Below are 17,438 nucleotides of genomic sequence, written 5' to 3'. Positions count from 1 at the left end.
CGCCACCGGGATCATCCGGAGCGTGACGCCGAAGTTGATCTGCTGGCTTCCGGATTCTTGTCGGGAGCCTTCTCCGCGAGCTTGTCGCCGCCGTCCGGACGCGCGTTCGGCGGCTTCTGCGTGGGAGAAAGCACCGTGGGGTCCGACGGCGCGACCGCCGGCCGGACCGCACCCACCTTGACCGTGGCCTCGACATCGCCGGGCCGGGCCGCGGGTTTGTCACCCTTCGGGGTGACGGCCGGCACGAGCGCCGTGCGCTGCTCCTCCCCGGAGCCTGCGGCCTTGCTGTCGTCGGAGACCGGGCGGAACAGGTCGCCCGGCTCGGGCTCCGGTTCTCCGCGCGGGCGCATGGACGAGCTCTCGTTCACCGCCGGATACGCACCGGTGGGCAGCCGGTGCTTGTTGGGGTCGCCACCACCGGTCGACGCAGCGGCGGGGCGCGGTGCCGCCGTCGACGCCCCAGAACCGGACGATCCAGAACCGGACGATCCGGAGGACGACTTGGCGGCGCCGGACGGGGCAGGGGCCGTGCCGTTGGCGGAGCCCCCCTGAGCCGGACGGGCCTGGCCGGATCCGTTCTGCCCGGACCCTCCCGACGGCGCGCCGCCCTGAGCCGTGCTGCCGCTTCCCGAGCCGTTGTTCACGGCGCCGCTGTTCACCGCACCGTTCGCCATGGCGGACTGACCGACCTTGGGTGCCCCGACCTGCTGCGACCCCGGTGCCGACGACTGGGACGCGGGCTGCGGGGTAGCGGCCGGGGCCTGCGCCGCCGGCTTCGGCGACGTGGCGCCGTTGGCCGGTTGCTGCGGCGCGGGACGGGGGGCATCACCGTGCTGCTGGGCGGTGCCGGGCTGGCCCGGGCGGGGCGCGGGCCGCGACTGCTGGCCAGAACCCTGCTGGCCAGAACCCTGCTGGGAACCCTGCGGCACCGGTGCCTGCTGGGCCGGAGGCTGTTTGACCGGCGACGGTGCCTTGTTCGGCGACGGCGTCGGGCGGGGCCCGGAGCCCTGCGGCGTCGGAGACGGGTGCGGCCGGGCCTGCTGCCCACCCGGATGCGGCTGCGGGCGGACGCCGGGCGACGGGGCACCCTCGCGCGGCGACACGGCGATCCGCGCCGTCGGTGCCGCGAGCATCCCCTGGAGCTGGCCGCGCATGCGGGTCAGCTCGGCCACGAGCGCGTCGCGCTGCCGGGTGAGGTCCTCGACCTCGGCGCGCACCCCTTCCCGCTCGGCACGGGCGTCGGCGCGGGCCTTGCCCCGGATCTCGTTGGCCTCTTCCTCGGCGGCCTGCAAGATGCTCTGCATCCGACCGGTGAAGCTGTCGATCATGTCTGGCGAGTCACCGGGACCACCGGGACGCGGACGGGGCGGGGGCGGTCCGGGACGGGCTCCGGGCGGCGGGTACTGGCCCGGCGTCGGGAAGCCGGCAGCAGGGGAGTGCACCAGCGGGATGGGCTGGCTGCGGGCCAGCTCCAGATCCGACCGCATCCTGGCCAGTACGCGCTGCAGGCGGGCGACGTGCTCATCGACCTGCCGGCGGTCGTAACCGCGGAGGACGACGTCGAAACGGGGGGCGCCAGGCGCGCCCGCGTCAATCGTCATCGTTGGCCCTCCCGAGCACCGTCACACCCTTGCATTTCGCCGAGGGTAGGTAGATCGTCGCGGTCAAACTGGGTCGTTCACTCAGACGGAGCATACCGAAAGTGAAGGATTCCCTCATTCGCCGGTGTTTTGCTCCCGCCCTGAGCAGGGTTGGGGCGGTATTAGGGCGACCGGCCTACCATCGGTTCCGTGGAGACGTCACTGCGCAGCACCCTGCACCAACGTGGCCTGCGGATGACGCCGCAACGCCAGCTCGTACTGGCCGCCGTCGACGAACTCGGGCACGCCACCCCGGAGCAGATCTGCACCCACGTGCAGCGCTCCGCGCCGGCGGTGAACATCACCACGATCTATCGGACGCTCGATCTGATGGAGCGCATCGGGCTGGTCCGGCACACGCACCTCGGGCACGGCGCGCCCAGCTACTCGGCGCGTGAGCACGAGCACGTGCACCTGGTCTGTCACGGATGTGGCGAGGTCAGCGAGGTCCCGCTCGATCTCATGAACGATCTCGCCGACCGGTTGCGCTCCCAGAACGGTTTCGAATTGGACGTGACGCACGTCGCGCTGTCGGGAGCATGCGCCTCCTGCAGGGAAGCTGCAGCGGTGGAGCTCCAGTGACAGAACAGATCGATCACCTGACGGATGCGAACCCCGATCCGGACCGAGCCGTCCCCGCTCATCGCGGCGATCCGTTCGCCGAGCAGCGCGCGATGGCGCGGTCGGCCGCCGTCGTCGACCGCAGCCACCGCGGGGTCATCGCCGTGCCCGGCGAGGAGCGGCTCAGCTGGCTGCACCTGCTGCTCACCCAGCACGTCAGCGAACTACCGGCCGATACCGGCACCGAGACGCTCATCCTCGATCTCAACGGCCGCGTGCTGCACCACATGGTGGTGGCGCACGCCGGTGAGGTCGTCTACCTCGACACCGAGCCGGGCGACGTGCCCGCGCTGCTCGACTACCTGCAGAAGATGGTGTTCTGGGCCAAGGTCGAGCCGCGCGACGCCACGGCCGAGCTGGCCGTGCTGAGCGTGGTCGGACCCGACACCGAGGCCGTGCTGACCGCTGCGGGGCTGCCCGCTCCCCCGCTCGGCGACGTCGCGGCGCTGCCCGGAGGCGGGTTCGTGCGGCGGATGCGGTGGCCCGCTCCCGATGCCGCCGACGTCGTGGTCCCCCGCGACTCCCAGGACGCCGTATGGGCCCGGCTCACCGCCGCGGGTGCCCGCCCGGCCGGCACGATGGCCTTCGAGGCGCTGCGCGTGGAGTCGCTGCGCCCCCGCCTGCACGTCGACACCGATGACCGCACCATTCCGCACGAGGTGGGCTGGATCGGCTCGGCGGTGCATCTGACGAAGGGCTGCTACCGCGGTCAGGAGACGGTCGCCCGGGTCGCGAACCTGGGCAGGCCGCCGCGCCGGCTCGTGCTGCTGCACCTCGACTCCGGCGACGAGCACCTCCCGATCCCGGGCGACCCGGTGGTCCGGGAGGGCCGCACGGTCGGGCGGGTGGGCAGCGTGGTGCAGCACCACGAGCTCGGACCGGTGGCACTGGCGCTGGTCAAGCGCTCGGTGCCGATCGAGAGCGAGCTGGTCGCCGGGGTCGACGAGCGTGCCGCACCCGCCGCGATCGACCCGTCGTCGGTGGAGCCGGAGGACGGCACCCCACCTCCCGGCCGCGCCGCCCAGATCCGCGGCGGCCTGCGGGGTTGATCCGGGCGATCACAGCCGCTGTTCCCGCGATGGACGCATCTCACATGTTGTCCATATTTTGAGACAGTCCTCCCGAATGGCGGGAAGCCGTCGTACCGTCGTCGCATGGGTAGAGGACCTCGGTATCGCTGGGTCGTGCTCGCCGTCGGCACGGCCGGGCAGGGTGCGACGGCCATGTACTTCCTCGGGCTCGCCGCCGTCACGCCCGCGCTGCGCGACCACTTCGGGCTGAGCCTCCCGGGGGTCGGCGCGCTGATCGGCGTGATCTCCGTCGGGCTGATGGCCACGCTCATCGCCTGGGGCGGCGCCGCCGACCGGTTCGGCGAACGCGGCGTCATGGCGGCGGGCCTCGTGGGCGCGGCGATCGCGCTAGGCGCCACCGCACTGGTCCGCGATCCCGTCGCGGCGGGTGCGCTGCTGCTGGTCGCCGGCGCGTCCGGGGCCAGCGTCAACGCCGCCAGCGGGCGTGCCGTGCTGACCTGGTTCCCCGCCGAACGCCGGGGCATGGCCATGGCGGTGCGCCAGACGTCCGTGCCCGTGGGGGCCGCCATCGCGGCAGCCGTGCTCCCGTCGGTCGCGAGTGGTCCCGGTGGCATCCCCGCGGTGTTCACGGTACTGGCGGCGGTCTGCGCCGTCGCCGCGGTCGCCGTCACCATCTGGATCCGCGAGCCACCCGGACACCCGGCCGCCGCCCGCAAGCCCAGCACGGGCGCGCGCACGGTGATGGCCGACCGCAGGCTGCTGAGGCTGAGCCTCGCCGGGTTGCTGCTGGTCGTCCCCCAGTTCCTCGGCTCGGTGTTCCTCGTCGAGGTGCTGCACGAGGGGTCCGGGATGCCGCTCGCGCTCGCGGGCGGTCTCCTCGCGCTGACGCAGGTGCTGGGCGCGCTGGGCCGGTTGGGCAACGGCCTGTGGTCGGACCGCGCGGCGAGCAGGCTCGGGCCGCTACGGATCATCGCGATCGCCATCGCGGCAGGCTGGGCGCTCGCGGCGGCGCTGCAGCACGCGCCTGCGCCCCTGCTGGCGGCCGTCCTGATCCCGGCGGCGGCACTGGCCATCAGCTGGAACGGGCTGGTGTTCACCGCCGCAGGCGAGCTCGCGCCACCCGGCCGGGCCGCCACGGCGATGGCCGTGTCCAACACGGCCAACTACGTGGCCGCGGCGGCCGCGCCGGTGGTCGGGGGGTTCGTCGCGCAGGTGGCGGGCTGGCCCGCGATGCTCGCGCTGGGCGCGGTGGCCGGTGCCGGCGCCTGGGTGGCGCTGCGCGGGCTCGCCGAGCCCGGCGGACCGGCCCCGGCGGCTCAGCCGGCCCGCTCCCGGCCTGCGGCCACCGACCAGAAGTCCACCAGCCGCCCGTAGCAGGCACCCGCGGCCTCGCCGTCGCCCTCGCCCAGCGCGGCGAGCGCCGCGTGCACCTCCGCCGCCGAGGCGTCACCGAGCAACGTGTCGTCGTCGAACAGCTCGACGAGACCGCCGTAGTCCAGCTCGACCACCGAGTCGCGGTCGAACCGCTCCAGCCAGACCGCGGTCTCCGCGAGGATCTCGGCGGGTCCGGCGTCACCGATCCCGCTGCGCACCACGGCCTCGGCAGCGGTCGCCCGCGCGCGGGCGACCGCCATCGGCACGTGCCACCAGACGCGCCGCGGGTCGCGCCCGAACTGCCGACCGTCCTGCTCGACGAGCGCGAACCACGGCAGCGGGACCGTCCAGCTCGCCGACACCACGTGCGCAGCGGCGTCACCCAGCTCGGCGACGGCGGCCGTCGCGAGTTGCCGCGCCGTCCGCACCGACACCGGGAGCGCGGCGGGCGGCAGTACCGGCGCGGCACCGTCGAGGAACGCCAGCAGCGCCGCCCCGGCCCGCGGGCGGGTGTCGAGCGGGCAGACCAGCGGGCTCCCCTCCGGCCCCGGGATCGAGAGCACGTCGACGGACCCCTCCGGCAGCGCCCGGGAGCGCAGCTGGGCCCGCAGGCACAGCTCGCGGTCTCGGGGCCCTGCCGACTCCGGCGTCAGCGGTCCGCGGGCCAGCGCCTCCCGGACAGGCGCGCCGGTGGCGCCGTCGAACACCCGCAGCGGTTCGTAGACCCGCAGGTAGGACAGGAACGGCGGCGGCATGGGGCGAGATGGTGCCAGCTCGCCCGGATGATCGGACGGCGCGTGTGGTCACACCGGTGGTGCCACGTCGCACTCCGACCGGTTCGCAATGTACGGTGGGCACCAGGACACTGATGAGATGAATGGGGCCGCCGAACATCCGGCCGCCCCTTCCCTGTTGTAAGGGGGACCAGCCATGGGGCGCGGACGAGCCAAGGCCAAGCAGACGAAGGTGGCCCGAGAGCTCAAGTACAGCTCCCCCACGATGGATCTCGACGCGCTGCAGCGTGAGATCGGCAGTGGGACGGTGCTCCACGACGGGGAGGCTGAGGACGACTTCGAAGACGACCCGTATGCCCCTGTTGAGGACGACGACGACGGCGGCAGCCGCAACGGGTACCGCAGGAGCTAACGGCCTGCGATCGTCCTGACACCCCCGGTGCCGCACTCGCGGACCGGGGGTCGGCCGTGTCATCTCCGGTTTGCCGGGTCGCCCCCGACCATCCGGGGTGGCCGACATCGTGCTCCACACCGATGCGATGTCCGTCGACGCTGCTCGGCACCCGCTTCCGGCGACTGTCGTCGACGGAGGGAAGCAGCAGCTGCGCGTCCACATGTCGTTGGGCACGCGCCCGCGGGCGTCTCTGGTGTGTTGTCGCACACGTTCACGGTCCGGATTTCGTCGGCGCCGACCATGGGGCCGAGCCCGGGTGCTGCCTACCGTCTGACCCATGACCACGACCCTGGGCCTGCTGGCCGAGCTCTCCGGCACCCCGACCGAGCCGATCGGTTGCTGCCCGACGAGTTGGGCGTCGTGACCGCGATGACGCGGCCGGACGCGCTGCTGCCGCGGCTGCGCGCCGCCTGCGGCCGGATGGTCGACGACCTGGCCGCGCTGGTCGGTTGCGCGTCGCCGTCCGACGACCGGATGGCCACCGCGGCCTGCGCGGAACTGCTGATGGAGCTGGCCGCCGATCTCCTGCGGCCACCGGCCCCGGCGTGTTCGACATGAAGGTCGGGCTGGTGCAGATCTTCCACGCGCTCGCCGCCCTCGAAGATCCGACCGGCATCACCGTGCTGGTCACCTCCGACGAGGAGCTGGGCTCACCGAGCTCGCGCGGCCTGATCGAGCGCGAGGCCAGGGGTGCCCGAGCAGCGCTGGTGACCGAGGCCAGCGCGGGCGGCGCGCTCAAGATCAGCCGCAAGGGCGTGTCGAGGTACCGGCTGACGGTGCGCGGCCACGCGGCCCACGCGGGACTGGAGCCCGAGCGCGGCATCAACGCGACCGTCGAGCTGGCGCACCAGGTACTGGCCATCACCCGGTTCGCGGATCCGGCGGCCGGCACCACCGTCACCCCGACGGTGTGCAGCGGCGGCACCACCACCGACACGGTGCCCGAGCACGCCGGGCTGCGCTGCGACGTCCGGGCCACCACCCGCGCCGAGCAGTGGACGCGGCGTTCCGGGCACTGCGCCCGGTCGTGGCCGGTGCCGCCCTCGAGATCGGCGGCGGCCCGAACCGGCCACCGCTCGACGTCGAGGCGTCGGCCGGGCTCTACGCCACCGCGCAGGCCGTCGCGCAGCGGGTCGGGCTGCCGCCGCTGACGTCGGCGGCGGTCGGCGGCGGATCGGACGGCAACTTCACCGCGGGCGTCGGCACGCCCACCCTCGACGGACTCGGCGCCGTGGGCGACCTCGCCCACGCCGAGGGCGAGTGGGCGTCGGTCGCGGTGATCCCGGACCGGGCCGCGCTGCTCGCCGGCATCGTCGCCACCGTGCTCGACCGCACCGGTGCACCGTCGTGAACGCCCTTTGCGCGTCGCCTCCGGGTTCCACGTCACCGGCGTGGCCCGGCCACTACGTTCTGGAGAGGAACCCGTGAGGATCAACGGAGCCGAGCTGATCCGGCTCGCGATGCCGCTGAAGTCGCCGTTCACCACGTCGTTCGGCACCGAGTACGAGCGCGATGTGCTGCTCGTCCGGCTGGAGACCGACGGCGCCGTGGGTTGGGGCGAGTGCGTCGCCATGGCCGATCCGCTGTACTCCCCGGAGTTCGCGGACATGGCGGCCGAGGTGACCAAGCGGTTCCTGCTGCCCGCGCTCGTGGCGTCCCCCGGCCTGCACGCCGGGCGGGTGGCCACCGCGCTGGCGCCGGTCAAGGGGCACCGGATGGCCAAGGCCGCCGTCGAGCTGGCCGTGCTGGACGCGGAGCTGCGCACGGCGGGCATCCCGCTGTCGCAGCACCTGGGCTCGGTGCACGACCTCGTGCCGTCCGGGGTGTCGGTGGGGATCGCCGACTCGATCCCGGAGCTGCTCGACACCGTCGGCGGGTTCCTCGACGAGGGCTACGTCCGGATCAAGTTGAAGATCAAGCCGGGCTGGGACGTCGAGCCGGTGCGCGCGGTGCGGGAGCGCTTCGGCGACATCCCGCTGCAGGTGGACGCGAACACCGCGTACACGCTGGCCGACGCCCTGCACCTGGCGAAGCTCGACGAGTTCGGCCTCCTGCTGATCGAGCAGCCGCTCGACGAGGACGACCTCCCCCCGCCCCGGACTGCAGCATGGTGGCTTTCCCAGCGTCAGATCGCAGGATGGCCACCATGCTGCGATCCGGAGCCGGAGGCAGACGCCGGGGGGAACACCGGCAACCGGGACGGGGTTGGCCATGGTATGGCTGACAAGCAGATCCTGATCCCGGGCCCGGATCACCCCATCACCGTCAAGCAGAACCCGGCGCGGGTGGTGGTGAAGCTCGACGGGAAGGTCGTGGCCGACACCACGGCGGCGCTCGTCCTGCAGGAGTCGAACTACCCCGCCGTGCAGTACGTGCCGCTCGCGGACGTCGACGCGTCCCTGATCGAGCACACCGAGCACTCCACCTGGTGCCCGTACAAGGGCGACGCGTCCTACTACAGCGTCCCGTCCGGCGGGGAGAAGCTCACCAACGCGATCTGGACCTACGAGGCGCCGCACGACGCGGTGGCCGAGATCAAGGACCATGTCGCCTTCTACGCCGACCGCTTCGTGATCGAGGAGCAGCCGGCCGCCTGATCGCCCGGCGCCACCGGCTCTCGCGTTGCAGGAACGGGCTTCGCGACGCTGCCGGCCTCAGCTGCTGAGCGTCAACTCGAAGCTGTAGCGGCTGGCCCGGTAGATGTGGGAGCCGTACTCCACCGCCCGGCCACCGGCGTCCCAGGCCGTGCGGGTCATCGTCAGCAACGGGGCGCCGCGCGCGTCACCCAGCACGCGCGCCTCCGCCGAGGTCGCGGCCCTGGCGCCCACCACCTGGTTGGCCATGCGCGGCACGTGCCCGGCGGCTCGCAGCAGCTCGTAGAGGCCGCGACCGTCGAGATCCTCGCGGCGCAGGGGCAGCAGGTCGACGGGCACGGCGTTGTGCATGATCGCCAGCGGCTCGCCACCCGCGTAGCGCAGCCGCTCCAGCCAGGTGACCTCGGTGCCCTCCGGCACCCCCAGCGCCTCGGCGATGTGGTCGGGCGCCGGCATCAGCTCGAACGACCTGATCTCCGTGCGCGGTTCCTGCCCGCTCTTCGCGAGGTCGTCGTACAGGCTCGACAGCTCGACGGGCCGCCGCACCTTCGGATGCACGATCTGCGTGCCGACGCCGCGCTTGCGCACGAGCATGCCGCGCTCCACCAGGTACTGGATGGCCCGGCGCATCGTCGGGCGGGAGACACCGAGCCGGTCGGCGAGCTCCACCTCGTTCTCCAGCCGCCCGCCGACGGGCATGTCGCCGTCCTCGATCAGCTGCTGCAGCTTCGTGGCCACCTGGAAGTACAGGGGCACCGGGCTGGTGCGATCCAGCGGCACGACCGGCACCAGGTTCCCGCCGGGTGGAAACGCGACCACGGTGACCCCCAGTTCCACACTTTGTCAGGACAAAGTGTTGACGTGCATGTAGGACGAGGGTACATCTTGTCCCCTGCAATCGACGAGAGGTGAAGCGATGTCGCTGGCCCGGCCGCCCGAGGTGCTGACCATGGGCCGCATCAGTGTGGACATCTACCCGCTGCAGGTGGGTGTCTCGCTGCGGGAGGTGGAGACGTTCGGGAAGTACCTCGGCGGCAGCCCGACCAACGTGGCGGTGGCCGCCGCGCGCTACGGGCGCCGCAGCGCCGTGATCACCCGCACCGGCGCCGACCCGTTCGGCGAGTACCTGCACGACGCGCTGCGCGGCTTCGGGGTGGACGATCGCTACGTCACCGCGGTCCAGGGCCTCCCGACGCCGCTCGCGTTCTGCGAGATCTTCCCGCCCGACGACTTCCCCCTGTACTTCTACCGGTTCCCCAAGGCACCGGACCTGGAGATCCGCACCGCCGAGCTGGACATGGACGCGGTGCGCGACGCCGACATCTTCTGGGTCACCGGCACGGGCCTCTCGCAGGAGCCGAGCCGCACCGCGACGCTCGATGCGCTGCGCGAGCGGGGCAGGCGCGGCATCACGGTGTTCGACCTGGACTACCGGGACATGTTCTGGTCGTCGCGCGAGGAGGCCCGCCGCTGGTACGCCGAGGCGCTCCCGCACGTCACGGTCGCGGTCGGCAACCTCGACGAGTGCGACACGGCCGTCGGGGTGCGCGAGCCGCACGCCGCCATCCGCGCGCTGCACGACGCGGGTGTCGAGCTGGCCGTGGTGAAGCAGGGCCCGGCCGGCGTGCTCGCGTCGGACGGGAAGACCGAGGTGCAGGTGCCACCGGCACCCGTCGAGGTGGTCAACGGGCTGGGCGCGGGGGACGCGTTCGGCGGGGCGCTGTGCCACAGCCTGCTCTCGGGCTGGGACCTGGAGCGCTCGATGCGCTTCTGCAACGCCGCCGGGGCCGTCGTGGCGGGCCGGCTGGCCTGCGCCGACGCCATGCCCACCGCCGATGAGGTCGAGGCGAAACTGGGGGAGACCGCCCGTGCGTGAGGACCAGCTGCAGCACCTGATCGACTCCCGGGTCCGGCGCCCGGACGCGGTCGCCGCCGCGGCGGCCGCGCGCACTCGGCCCGGCTCGTTGCTGGGCGATCACGGCAGGCTGATGATGATCGCCGCCGATCACCCGGCCCGCGGCGCGCTGCGGGCGGGCGATCGCCCGTTCGCGATGGCCGATCGCGCCGACCTGCTCGACCGGCTGGTGCTCGCGCTGTCGCGACCGGGTGTCAACGGGGTGCTCGGCACGCCCGACATCCTCGAGGACCTGCTGCTGCTCGGCGCGCTCGACGGCAAGGTCGTGGTCGGGTCGATGAACCGCGGCGGCCTGGCCGGCACCGCGTTCGAGATCGACGACCGGTTCACCGCCTACGACGCCCCCAGCATCGCGGCCTCGGGCTTCGAGGGCGGCAAGATGCTCACCCGCATCGACCCCGAGGACCCCGCCACCGTCGCCACGCTGGAGGCGTGCGCCCAGGCCGTCGGCGACCTCTCGGGCCACGGGCTGATGGCGATGGTCGAGCCGTTCATCTGCCACCGCGTCGACGGCCGGGTGCGCAACGAGCTCACGGCCGACGCCATGATCCGTGCGATGACGGTGGCGGCCGGGCTCGGCCGCACGTCGGCGCACACCTGGCTGAAGGTCCCGATCGTCGACGACATGGAGCGCGCGATGGCCGCCACCACACTGCCCGCGCTGATACTCGGCGGCGAGGTCTCCGCCGATCCCGACGCCGCGTTCGCGAGCTGGAGCAAGGCACTCGCGCTGCCGACCGTGCAGGGGCTGGTGATCGGCAGATCGCTGCTCTATCCCCCGAAAGACGACGTGGCGGCAGCGGTGGATGCGGCGGTGGGGCTCCTGTGAACGAGCTTGCGAGTTCGCCCATCAGCACGATGAGCAAGCACGTCCTGCGTCGCGGCGAGACCGCCGACGGCACGTTCGAGCTGGTCGTGACGCCCGAGTCGGCGGGCTGGGGTTACAGCAGCCTGCGCGTGCTGGAGCTGGCGGCCGGCGGCAGCGCCACGTTCGACACCGGCGAGGACGAGACGCTGGTGCTGCCGCTGTCGGGTTCCTGCACCGTGGCGTGCGACGGCCAGACGTTCGAGCTGGCCGGGCGGCGCGGCGTGTTCACCCGCGTCACCGACTTCGCCTACGTCCCCCGCGACGCGACGGTCACCGTCACGTCCGCCGACGGCGGCCGGTTCGCCCTCCCGGCGGCCCGCGCGACGAAGCGCCTCACCGCCCGGTACGGGCCTGCCGACGGGGTGCAGGTCGAGCTGCGCGGCGCCGGGCAGGCGAGCCGCCAGGTCAACAACTTCTGCACGCCTGCCACGTTCGAGGCCGAGAAGCTGATCGCCGTGGAGGTGCTGACGCCGGGCGCGAACTGGTCGTCGTTCCCGCCGCACAAGCACGACGAGCAGCGAGACGGCGAGGCCGAGCTCGAGGAGATCTACTACTTCGAGGTCGAGAACGACGGACCCGGCTTCCAGCGCGTCTACACCTCCGGTCCCGGCCGCGAGATCGACGTCTGCGCCGAGGTGCGCAGCGGCGACACGGTGCTCATCCCCCACGGCTGGCACGGCCCGTCGATGGCCACACCCGGATACCACCTCTACTACCTCAACGTCATGGCCGGGCCGAGCCCCGATCGCGCCTGGCTGATCTGCGACGACCCGGCGCACGGCTGGGTCCGCGGCACCTGGGACGACCAGGCGATCGACCCCCGGCTCCCCCTCACCACCACGGAGGAACGGTCGTGAGACTCACGGTCGCCCAGGCGCTGGTCCGCTTCCTCGCCAACCAGTACAGCGAGCGCGACGGGATCGAGCAGCGCCTGATCCCGGGCTGCTTCGGCATCTTCGGCCACGGCAACGTCGCCGGCGTCGGCCAGGCGCTGCTGGAGGTCGCCGAGTCCGGCGAGCTGCCGTACCACCTGGCGCGCAACGAGCAGGGCATGGTGCACGCCGCTGTCGGCTACTCCCGGATGCGCAACCGCACCCAGGCGCTGGCGTGCACGGCGTCGATCGGGCCGGGCTCCACCAACATGCTCACCGGTGCGGCGCTGGCCACCACCAACCGGATCCCGGTGCTGCTGCTGCCCTCGGACGTGTTCGCGACGCGCGTGGCGAGCCCGGTGCTGCAGGAGCTGGAGCAGCCGTACGGCTACGACGTCAGCGTCAACGACGCGTTCCGCCCGCTGTCGAAGTTCTTCGACCGGGTCTGGCGGCCCGAGCAGCTGCCCTCGGCACTGCTGGGCGCGATGCGCGTGCTCACCGATCCGGCCGAGACCGGCGCTGTCACGATCGCGCTCCCCCAGGACGTGCAGGCGCAGGCGCACGACTGGCCAGACGCGCTGTTCGCCAAGCGCGTCTGGCACCTCGCGCGCCCGGTACCCGAACCTGCTGCGCTGGCCCGTGCCGTCGCGGTCATCCGCTCGGCGCGGCGCCCCTTGCTCGTGGCGGGCGGCGGCGTGCACTACAGCGAGGCCACCGAGGCGCTGCGCCGGTTCGCGGAGGCCACCGGCATCCCGGTGGCCGACACCCAGGCCGGCAAGGGCGCGCTGCTGTGGGACCACAGCCACGCCGTCGGCGGGGTCGGGTCCACCGGCTCCCCGGTGGCCAACGCCCTGGCCCGCGACGCCGACGTCGTGATCGGCGTCGGCACCCGCTGGAGCGACTTCACCACCGCGTCGCGCACCGCGTTCCAGGACCCGGACGTGCGGTTCGTCAACCTCAACGTCGCATCGTTCGACGCGGCCAAGCACGCGGGCGAGATGCTCGTGGCCGACGCCCGCGAGGGCCTCGACGCGCTCACCGAGGCCCTCGACGGCTACCGCGTCGAGCAGACCTGGGACGTCACGGACTGGAACCGGGTGGTGGACGAGTCCTTCCATCTCGGACACCAGCCGCTGCCCGCCCAGACCGAGGTGCTCGGCGCGCTCAACGAGGAGATGGACGCCCGCGACGTCGTCGTGCAGGCGGCCGGCTCCATGCCCGGTGACCTGCAGATGCTCTGGCGCGCAAGGGATGCCAAGGCCTATCACGTCGAGTACGCCTACAGCTGCATGGGCTACGAGATCGCCGGTGCCATGGGCGTCAAGATGGCCGCTCCGGATCGGGAGGTCTTCGCGCTCGTCGGCGACGGCTCGTACCTGATGATGGCGAGCGAGATCGTCACGGCGGTCTCCGAGGGCATCAAGCTCAACCTCGTCATCGTGCAGAACCACGGGTTCGCGTCCATCGGTGCGCTCTCGGAGTCGCTGGGCTCCCAGCGCTTCGGCACGAGCTACCGCTACCGCAGCGCCGACGGGCAGCTCGACGGCGCGACGCTGCCGATCGACCTGGCCGCCAACGCCGCGAGCCTGGGCGCCGACGTGATCAAGGTCCGGACGATCGAGGAGTTCCGGGCCGCGATCGCGACGTCGCGCGCGTCGAGCCGCACCACCGCCATCCACATCGAGACCGACCCGCTCGCGCCCGTCCCGTCGCCGGAGAGCTGGTGGGACGTGCCGGTGTCGGAGGTCGCGTCGCTGGACAGCACGCAGCAGGCCCGCAAGACCTACGAGACCCACAAGGCGGCCCAGCGGCCGCTCATCGGGAAGGACCGACCTTGAGGACCATCACGCACTGGATCGGCGGCAAGCCGGTCACGGGCGACCCCGCGCGCACCAGCCCGGTGTGGAACCCCGCCACCGGGGCGCAGCAGGCGGAGGTGCCGCTCGCGAGCGTGGCCGAGGTCGACGCGGCGGTCAGCGCGGCGGCAGCGGCCTTCGAGACCTGGTCGCAGTCGTCGCTGTCGCAGCGGGTCAAGGTGCTCTTCGCGTTCCGCGAGCTGGTGAACGCCCGCATCGGCGACTTCGCGGCGCTCATCTCCGACGAGCACGGCAAGGTGCTCTCCGACGCGCGCGGGGAGGTGCAGCGTGGGCTCGAGGTCGTCGAGTTCGCGTGCGGTATCCCGTCGCTGCTCAAGGGCGAGTACTCCGACCAGGTCTCGAGCGGTGTGGACCTGTTCTCCTTCCGCGAGCCGCTCGGCGTCTGCGCGGGCATCACCCCGTTCAACTTCCCGGCCATGGTGCCGATGTGGATGTACCCGGTCGCCATCGCGTGCGGCAACACGTTCGTGCTCAAGCCCAGCGAGCGCGACCCGAGCGCATCGATGCTCGCGGCCGAGCTGTGGGCCGAGGCCGGGCTGCCCGACGGCGTGTTCAACGTGGTGCACGGCGACAAGATCGCGGTCGACGCGCTGCTCGACCACGCGGGTGTCGCTGCCGTGTCGTTCGTCGGCTCCACGCCGATCGCGCGCTACATCCACGAGCGCGGCACCGCGGCGGGCAAGCGCGTGCAGGCACTGGGCGGGGCCAAGAACCACGCCATCGTGATGCCCGACGCCGGTATCGACTACACCTCGGACCACCTGGTCGCCGCCGCGTTCGGCTCGGCGGGCGAGCGCTGCATGGCGATCTCCGCGGCGGTGGCCGTCGGCTCGGCTGCCGACGCGATCGTCGAGGCCGTCAGCGCGAAGGCGATCGCCACCAAGGTCGGCCCCGGTCGGGACGCCACCAGCGAGATGGGACCGGTCATCACCGCGGCCGCCCGCGACCGGATCATCGGGCTGATCGGTACCGGCGAGGCGCAGGGCGCGACGTTGGCCGTCGACGGTCGCGGCCTGACCGTGCCCGGCCACGAGGACGGCTTCTTCGTCGGCCCGACGGTCATCGACAACGTCACGACGTCGATGGACGTCTACACGGAGGAGATCTTCGGCCCGGTGCTCTCGGTGGTGCGCGCCGATTCCGTCGACGAGGCCATCGCGATCATCAACGCCAACCCCTACGGCAACGGCACCGCGATCTTCACCTCGTCCGGGGAGGCGGCGCGGCGGTTCCAGCGGGGTGTGAAGGTCGGGATGATCGGCATCAACGTCCCGATCCCGGTGCCGATGGCCTACTACTCCTTCGGCGGGTGGAAGGACTCCCTGTTCGGGGACAAGCACATCCACGGGCCGGAGGGCGTCTCGTTCTACACGCGCGCGAAGGTCGTGACATCGCGGTGGCCGCGTGTCGAGGCCGCCAGCGACTCCAGCTTCCACTTCCCGACGGCCACCTGAGATGGCCGCTATCGACCGGCTCACCCTCGGCACCGCACCGGACTCGTGGGGCGTCTGGTTCCCGTCCGACCAGCACCAGGTCGGCTGGCAGCAGTACCTCGACGAGATCGCGCAGGCCGGCTACTACTGGACCGAGCTCGGCCCCTCCGGCTTCCTGCCGCAGGACCCCGCACAGCTGCGCGACGAGCTGGACTCCCGCGACCTGAAGCTGTGCGGCGGCACGATCTTCGCCGGCCTGCACCGCGGAGCCGAGGCCCTCGACGACGCGATCGCGGCCTGCAGCAAGGAATCCCGCCTGCTCACCGCGCTGGGCGCGCGGCACCTGGTGCTGCTGCCCGAGCAGTACACCGACATGCACGGCGGCTCGCTGGTGGCCAGCGCCGACATCGATCCCGAACAGTGGAAGAACCTCACCACCGGCTACGACCGGCTCGGCAAGGTGCTGCTCGAGGAGCACGGCGTGGACCTCGTGTTCCACCCGCACGCCGACACCCACGTCGACACGCAACAGCGCGTCGAGCGGTTCCTGCAGGACACGGACCCGCGCTACGTCAACCTGTGCCTCGACACCGGGCACATCTCCTACTGCGACGGCGACAACATCGCCATCATCGAGCGCTTCCCGCAGCGGATCCGCTACGTGCACCTCAAGCAGGTGGACCCCGCGATCCGGGCCCGCGTGGCCGCGGACAAGCTCTCGCTCGCCGAGGCCGTGCCGCTCGGGGTGATGTGCGAGCCGCCCTACGGCGTCCCCGCGATGCCACCGCTGCTGGATGCACTGGCGGCGATCGACACCGACCTCTTCACCGTGGTCGAGCAGGATCTCTACCCCGTCGAGCCGCACATCCCGCTCCCGATCGGGGCGCGTACGGCCGGCTACTTCGCCGGATGCGGCCTGCGCCCGACGCGGCGCTGGCCCTACTGACGTGCCCGAACCCGTTCGCCCCCGAGAACACGCAGCTGCCCGCAGGTCGGCTGCACCGATGAGAGGAAATACTCGATGAGGAGTACCCCGAAGGCGGTGCGCGCGCTCGCCGTAGCGGGCGCGCTGGCTGTGGCCCTCGCGGCCTGCAGCAGCCAGGGCGGTGCGGCGCAGAACGCTCCGAGCAGCGGCGCTCCTGCCGTCGGCAGCGCGGGCGGCAAGCAGTACACGATCGCGATGGTCACCCACGAGGCGCCCGGCGACTCGTTCTGGGACAAGGTCCGGGCGGGCGCCGAGCAGGCCGCCAAGGAGCTCAACGTCAACCTGAAGTACTCCAACAACAACGACGCAGGCCAGCAGGCCACGCTGATCCAGAACGCGATCGACAGCAAGGTCGACGGCCTGGCCGTGACGCTGGCCTACGCCGACCAGGTCGGCCCCGCCGCCAAGAAGGCCGTGGACGCCAAGATCCCGACCGTCGCGTTCAACTCCGGCATCAACGACTACCAGAAGTACGGCATCTCGATGTACTTCGGCTCCGACGAGACTGTCGCGGGCCAGGCGCTGGGCCAGAAGCTCACCGCCGCCGGTCCCGGCAAGGCGATCTGCGTGCTGCAGGAGCAGGGCAGCGTCGCGCTGGAGGCGCGCTGCGCCGGTGTGAAGGCGACGTTCCCGAACACCGAGAACCTGCAGGTCAACGGCACCGACCTGCCGTCGGTGCAGCAGACGATCGGCGCGAAGCTGCAGCAGGACCCCTCGATCGCCTACGTCGTGACACTCGGCGCGCCCATCGCGCTCGCCGCGCTGCAGGCTGCCCAGGGCGGCAGCAGCAAGGCGAAGGTCGCCACGTTCGACCTCAATGCCGATGTCGCGAAGCAGATCCAGAGCGGCGGGATCCTGTTCTCGATCGACCAGCAGCCCTACGTCCAGGGCTACATGGCCGTGCAGTCGCTGTGGCTCAACCTCACCAACGGCAACGACCTCGGCGGTGGCAAGCCGGTGCTGACCGGACCGTCGTTCGTGGACAAGTCCAATGTCGACAAGATCGCGACCTACGCGGCCAACAACACCCGATAGGCCCC

The 17,438-nt window shown here is 72.2% G+C and carries 18 protein-coding genes; 15 read left to right on the top strand and 3 right to left on the bottom strand.

All coding sequences use genetic code 11. The features are described from left to right. Positions 1 to 11 precede the first annotated feature (11 nt). Positions 12 to 1,601 (bottom strand): hypothetical protein, encoded by a 1,590-nt coding sequence (locus ACFPFQ_RS34020; protein WP_379626322.1) that lies wholly within the window; start codon positions 1,599 to 1,601, stop codon positions 12 to 14. Between the two features lie 234 nt (positions 1,602 to 1,835). On the opposite strand from ACFPFQ_RS34020, the gene ACFPFQ_RS34015 reads away from it, so the two are divergent. The 3 genes from ACFPFQ_RS34015 (at position 1,836) to ACFPFQ_RS34005 (ending at position 4,666) form a co-directional block, all read left to right on the top strand. After that, on the top strand, positions 1,836 to 2,222 hold the full coding sequence (locus ACFPFQ_RS34015) for a Fur family transcriptional regulator (protein WP_379626475.1): 387 nt from the start codon (positions 1,836 to 1,838) through the stop codon (positions 2,220 to 2,222). After that, positions 2,219 to 3,310 carry a YgfZ/GcvT domain-containing protein gene (locus tag ACFPFQ_RS34010; RefSeq protein ID WP_379626320.1) on the top strand — a complete coding sequence of 364 codons (1,092 nt, stop codon included), beginning with the start codon at positions 2,219 to 2,221 and terminating at the stop codon, positions 3,308 to 3,310. Before ACFPFQ_RS34015 ends, ACFPFQ_RS34010 begins: the two co-directional genes overlap by 4 nt. A 105-nt stretch (positions 3,311 to 3,415) precedes the next feature. After that, complete coding sequence (locus ACFPFQ_RS34005; RefSeq protein ID WP_379626318.1) at positions 3,416 to 4,666, top strand: MFS transporter; 1,251 nt, start codon at positions 3,416 to 3,418, stop codon at positions 4,664 to 4,666. Here ACFPFQ_RS34005 and ACFPFQ_RS34000 read toward each other — a convergent pair. Then, positions 4,609 to 5,421, bottom strand: coding sequence for a hypothetical protein (locus ACFPFQ_RS34000; protein WP_379626316.1), 813 nt, complete (start codon positions 5,419 to 5,421; stop codon positions 4,609 to 4,611). The two genes, ACFPFQ_RS34005 and ACFPFQ_RS34000, sit on opposite strands and share 58 nt — an antisense overlap. A 175-nt stretch (positions 5,422 to 5,596) precedes the next feature. On the opposite strand from ACFPFQ_RS34000, the gene ACFPFQ_RS33995 reads away from it, so the two are divergent. The 5 genes from ACFPFQ_RS33995 to ACFPFQ_RS33975 all read left to right on the top strand — a co-directional run bounded on the left by ACFPFQ_RS33995 (position 5,597) and on the right by ACFPFQ_RS33975 (position 8,451). After that, positions 5,597 to 5,812, top strand: coding sequence for a DUF3073 domain-containing protein (locus tag ACFPFQ_RS33995; RefSeq protein ID WP_379626314.1), 216 nt, complete (start codon positions 5,597 to 5,599; stop codon positions 5,810 to 5,812). Positions 5,813 to 6,214: 402 nt separating this feature from the next. After that, positions 6,215 to 6,412 carry a hypothetical protein gene (locus ACFPFQ_RS33990; protein ID WP_379626312.1) on the top strand — a complete coding sequence of 66 codons (198 nt, stop codon included), beginning with the start codon at positions 6,215 to 6,217 and terminating at the stop codon, positions 6,410 to 6,412. Beyond that, on the top strand, positions 6,409 to 7,005 hold the full coding sequence (locus tag ACFPFQ_RS33985; protein ID WP_379626473.1) for a peptidase dimerization domain-containing protein: 597 nt from the start codon (positions 6,409 to 6,411) through the stop codon (positions 7,003 to 7,005). The genes ACFPFQ_RS33990 and ACFPFQ_RS33985 overlap by 4 nt, the downstream gene beginning before the upstream one ends. After that, on the top strand, positions 6,903 to 7,205 hold the full coding sequence (locus ACFPFQ_RS33980; protein ID WP_379626471.1) for a M20/M25/M40 family metallo-hydrolase: 303 nt from the start codon (positions 6,903 to 6,905) through the stop codon (positions 7,203 to 7,205). Before ACFPFQ_RS33985 ends, ACFPFQ_RS33980 begins: the two co-directional genes overlap by 103 nt. A gap of 73 nt (positions 7,206 to 7,278) precedes the next feature. Next, the gene (locus tag ACFPFQ_RS33975) at positions 7,279 to 8,451 is read left to right on the top strand and encodes a DUF427 domain-containing protein (RefSeq protein WP_379626310.1); all 1,173 of its coding nucleotides are present in this window, start codon (positions 7,279 to 7,281) and stop codon (positions 8,449 to 8,451) included. A gap of 57 nt (positions 8,452 to 8,508) precedes the next feature. On the opposite strand, the gene ACFPFQ_RS33970 is transcribed toward ACFPFQ_RS33975, so the two are convergent. Continuing rightward, positions 8,509 to 9,228, bottom strand: coding sequence for a GntR family transcriptional regulator (locus ACFPFQ_RS33970; protein ID WP_379626308.1), 720 nt, complete (start codon positions 9,226 to 9,228; stop codon positions 8,509 to 8,511). 136 nt (positions 9,229 to 9,364) lie between these two features. Between ACFPFQ_RS33970 and iolC the strand changes: the two genes are divergently transcribed. The 7 genes from iolC to ACFPFQ_RS33935 all read left to right on the top strand — a co-directional run bounded on the left by iolC (position 9,365) and on the right by ACFPFQ_RS33935 (position 17,433). Continuing rightward, the gene (gene iolC, locus ACFPFQ_RS33965) at positions 9,365 to 10,324 is read left to right on the top strand and encodes a 5-dehydro-2-deoxygluconokinase (protein ID WP_379626306.1); all 960 of its coding nucleotides are present in this window, start codon (positions 9,365 to 9,367) and stop codon (positions 10,322 to 10,324) included. After that, positions 10,317 to 11,192 carry a Cgl0159 family (beta/alpha)8-fold protein gene (locus ACFPFQ_RS33960; RefSeq protein ID WP_379626304.1) on the top strand — a complete coding sequence of 292 codons (876 nt, stop codon included), beginning with the start codon at positions 10,317 to 10,319 and terminating at the stop codon, positions 11,190 to 11,192. Before iolC ends, ACFPFQ_RS33960 begins: the two co-directional genes overlap by 8 nt. A gap of 29 nt (positions 11,193 to 11,221) precedes the next feature. Beyond that, positions 11,222 to 12,088, top strand: a complete 867-nt coding sequence (gene iolB, locus ACFPFQ_RS33955; RefSeq protein WP_379626302.1) for a 5-deoxy-glucuronate isomerase — start codon at positions 11,222 to 11,224, stop codon at positions 12,086 to 12,088. Next, complete coding sequence (gene iolD, locus ACFPFQ_RS33950; protein ID WP_379626300.1) at positions 12,085 to 13,941, top strand: 3D-(3,5/4)-trihydroxycyclohexane-1,2-dione acylhydrolase (decyclizing); 1,857 nt, start codon at positions 12,085 to 12,087, stop codon at positions 13,939 to 13,941. Before iolB ends, iolD begins: the two co-directional genes overlap by 4 nt. Next, positions 13,938 to 15,434, top strand: coding sequence for a CoA-acylating methylmalonate-semialdehyde dehydrogenase (locus tag ACFPFQ_RS33945; RefSeq protein WP_379626298.1), 1,497 nt, complete (start codon positions 13,938 to 13,940; stop codon positions 15,432 to 15,434). Before iolD ends, ACFPFQ_RS33945 begins: the two co-directional genes overlap by 4 nt. Before the next feature lies 1 nt (position 15,435). After that, entirely contained in the window at positions 15,436 to 16,359 is a 924-nt protein-coding gene (locus tag ACFPFQ_RS33940; protein ID WP_379626296.1) for a TIM barrel protein, read from the top strand. A 75-nt stretch (positions 16,360 to 16,434) separates the two neighbouring features. Then, complete coding sequence (locus tag ACFPFQ_RS33935; protein ID WP_379626294.1) at positions 16,435 to 17,433, top strand: substrate-binding domain-containing protein; 999 nt, start codon at positions 16,435 to 16,437, stop codon at positions 17,431 to 17,433. The last annotated feature ends 5 nt before the right edge of the window (positions 17,434 to 17,438 follow it).

This window comes from Pseudonocardia sp. GCM10023141, from assembly GCF_042653605.1.
Note: the sequence above shows the minus strand (reverse complement) of the source record. Positions and strands in the feature narration are given on the sequence as shown.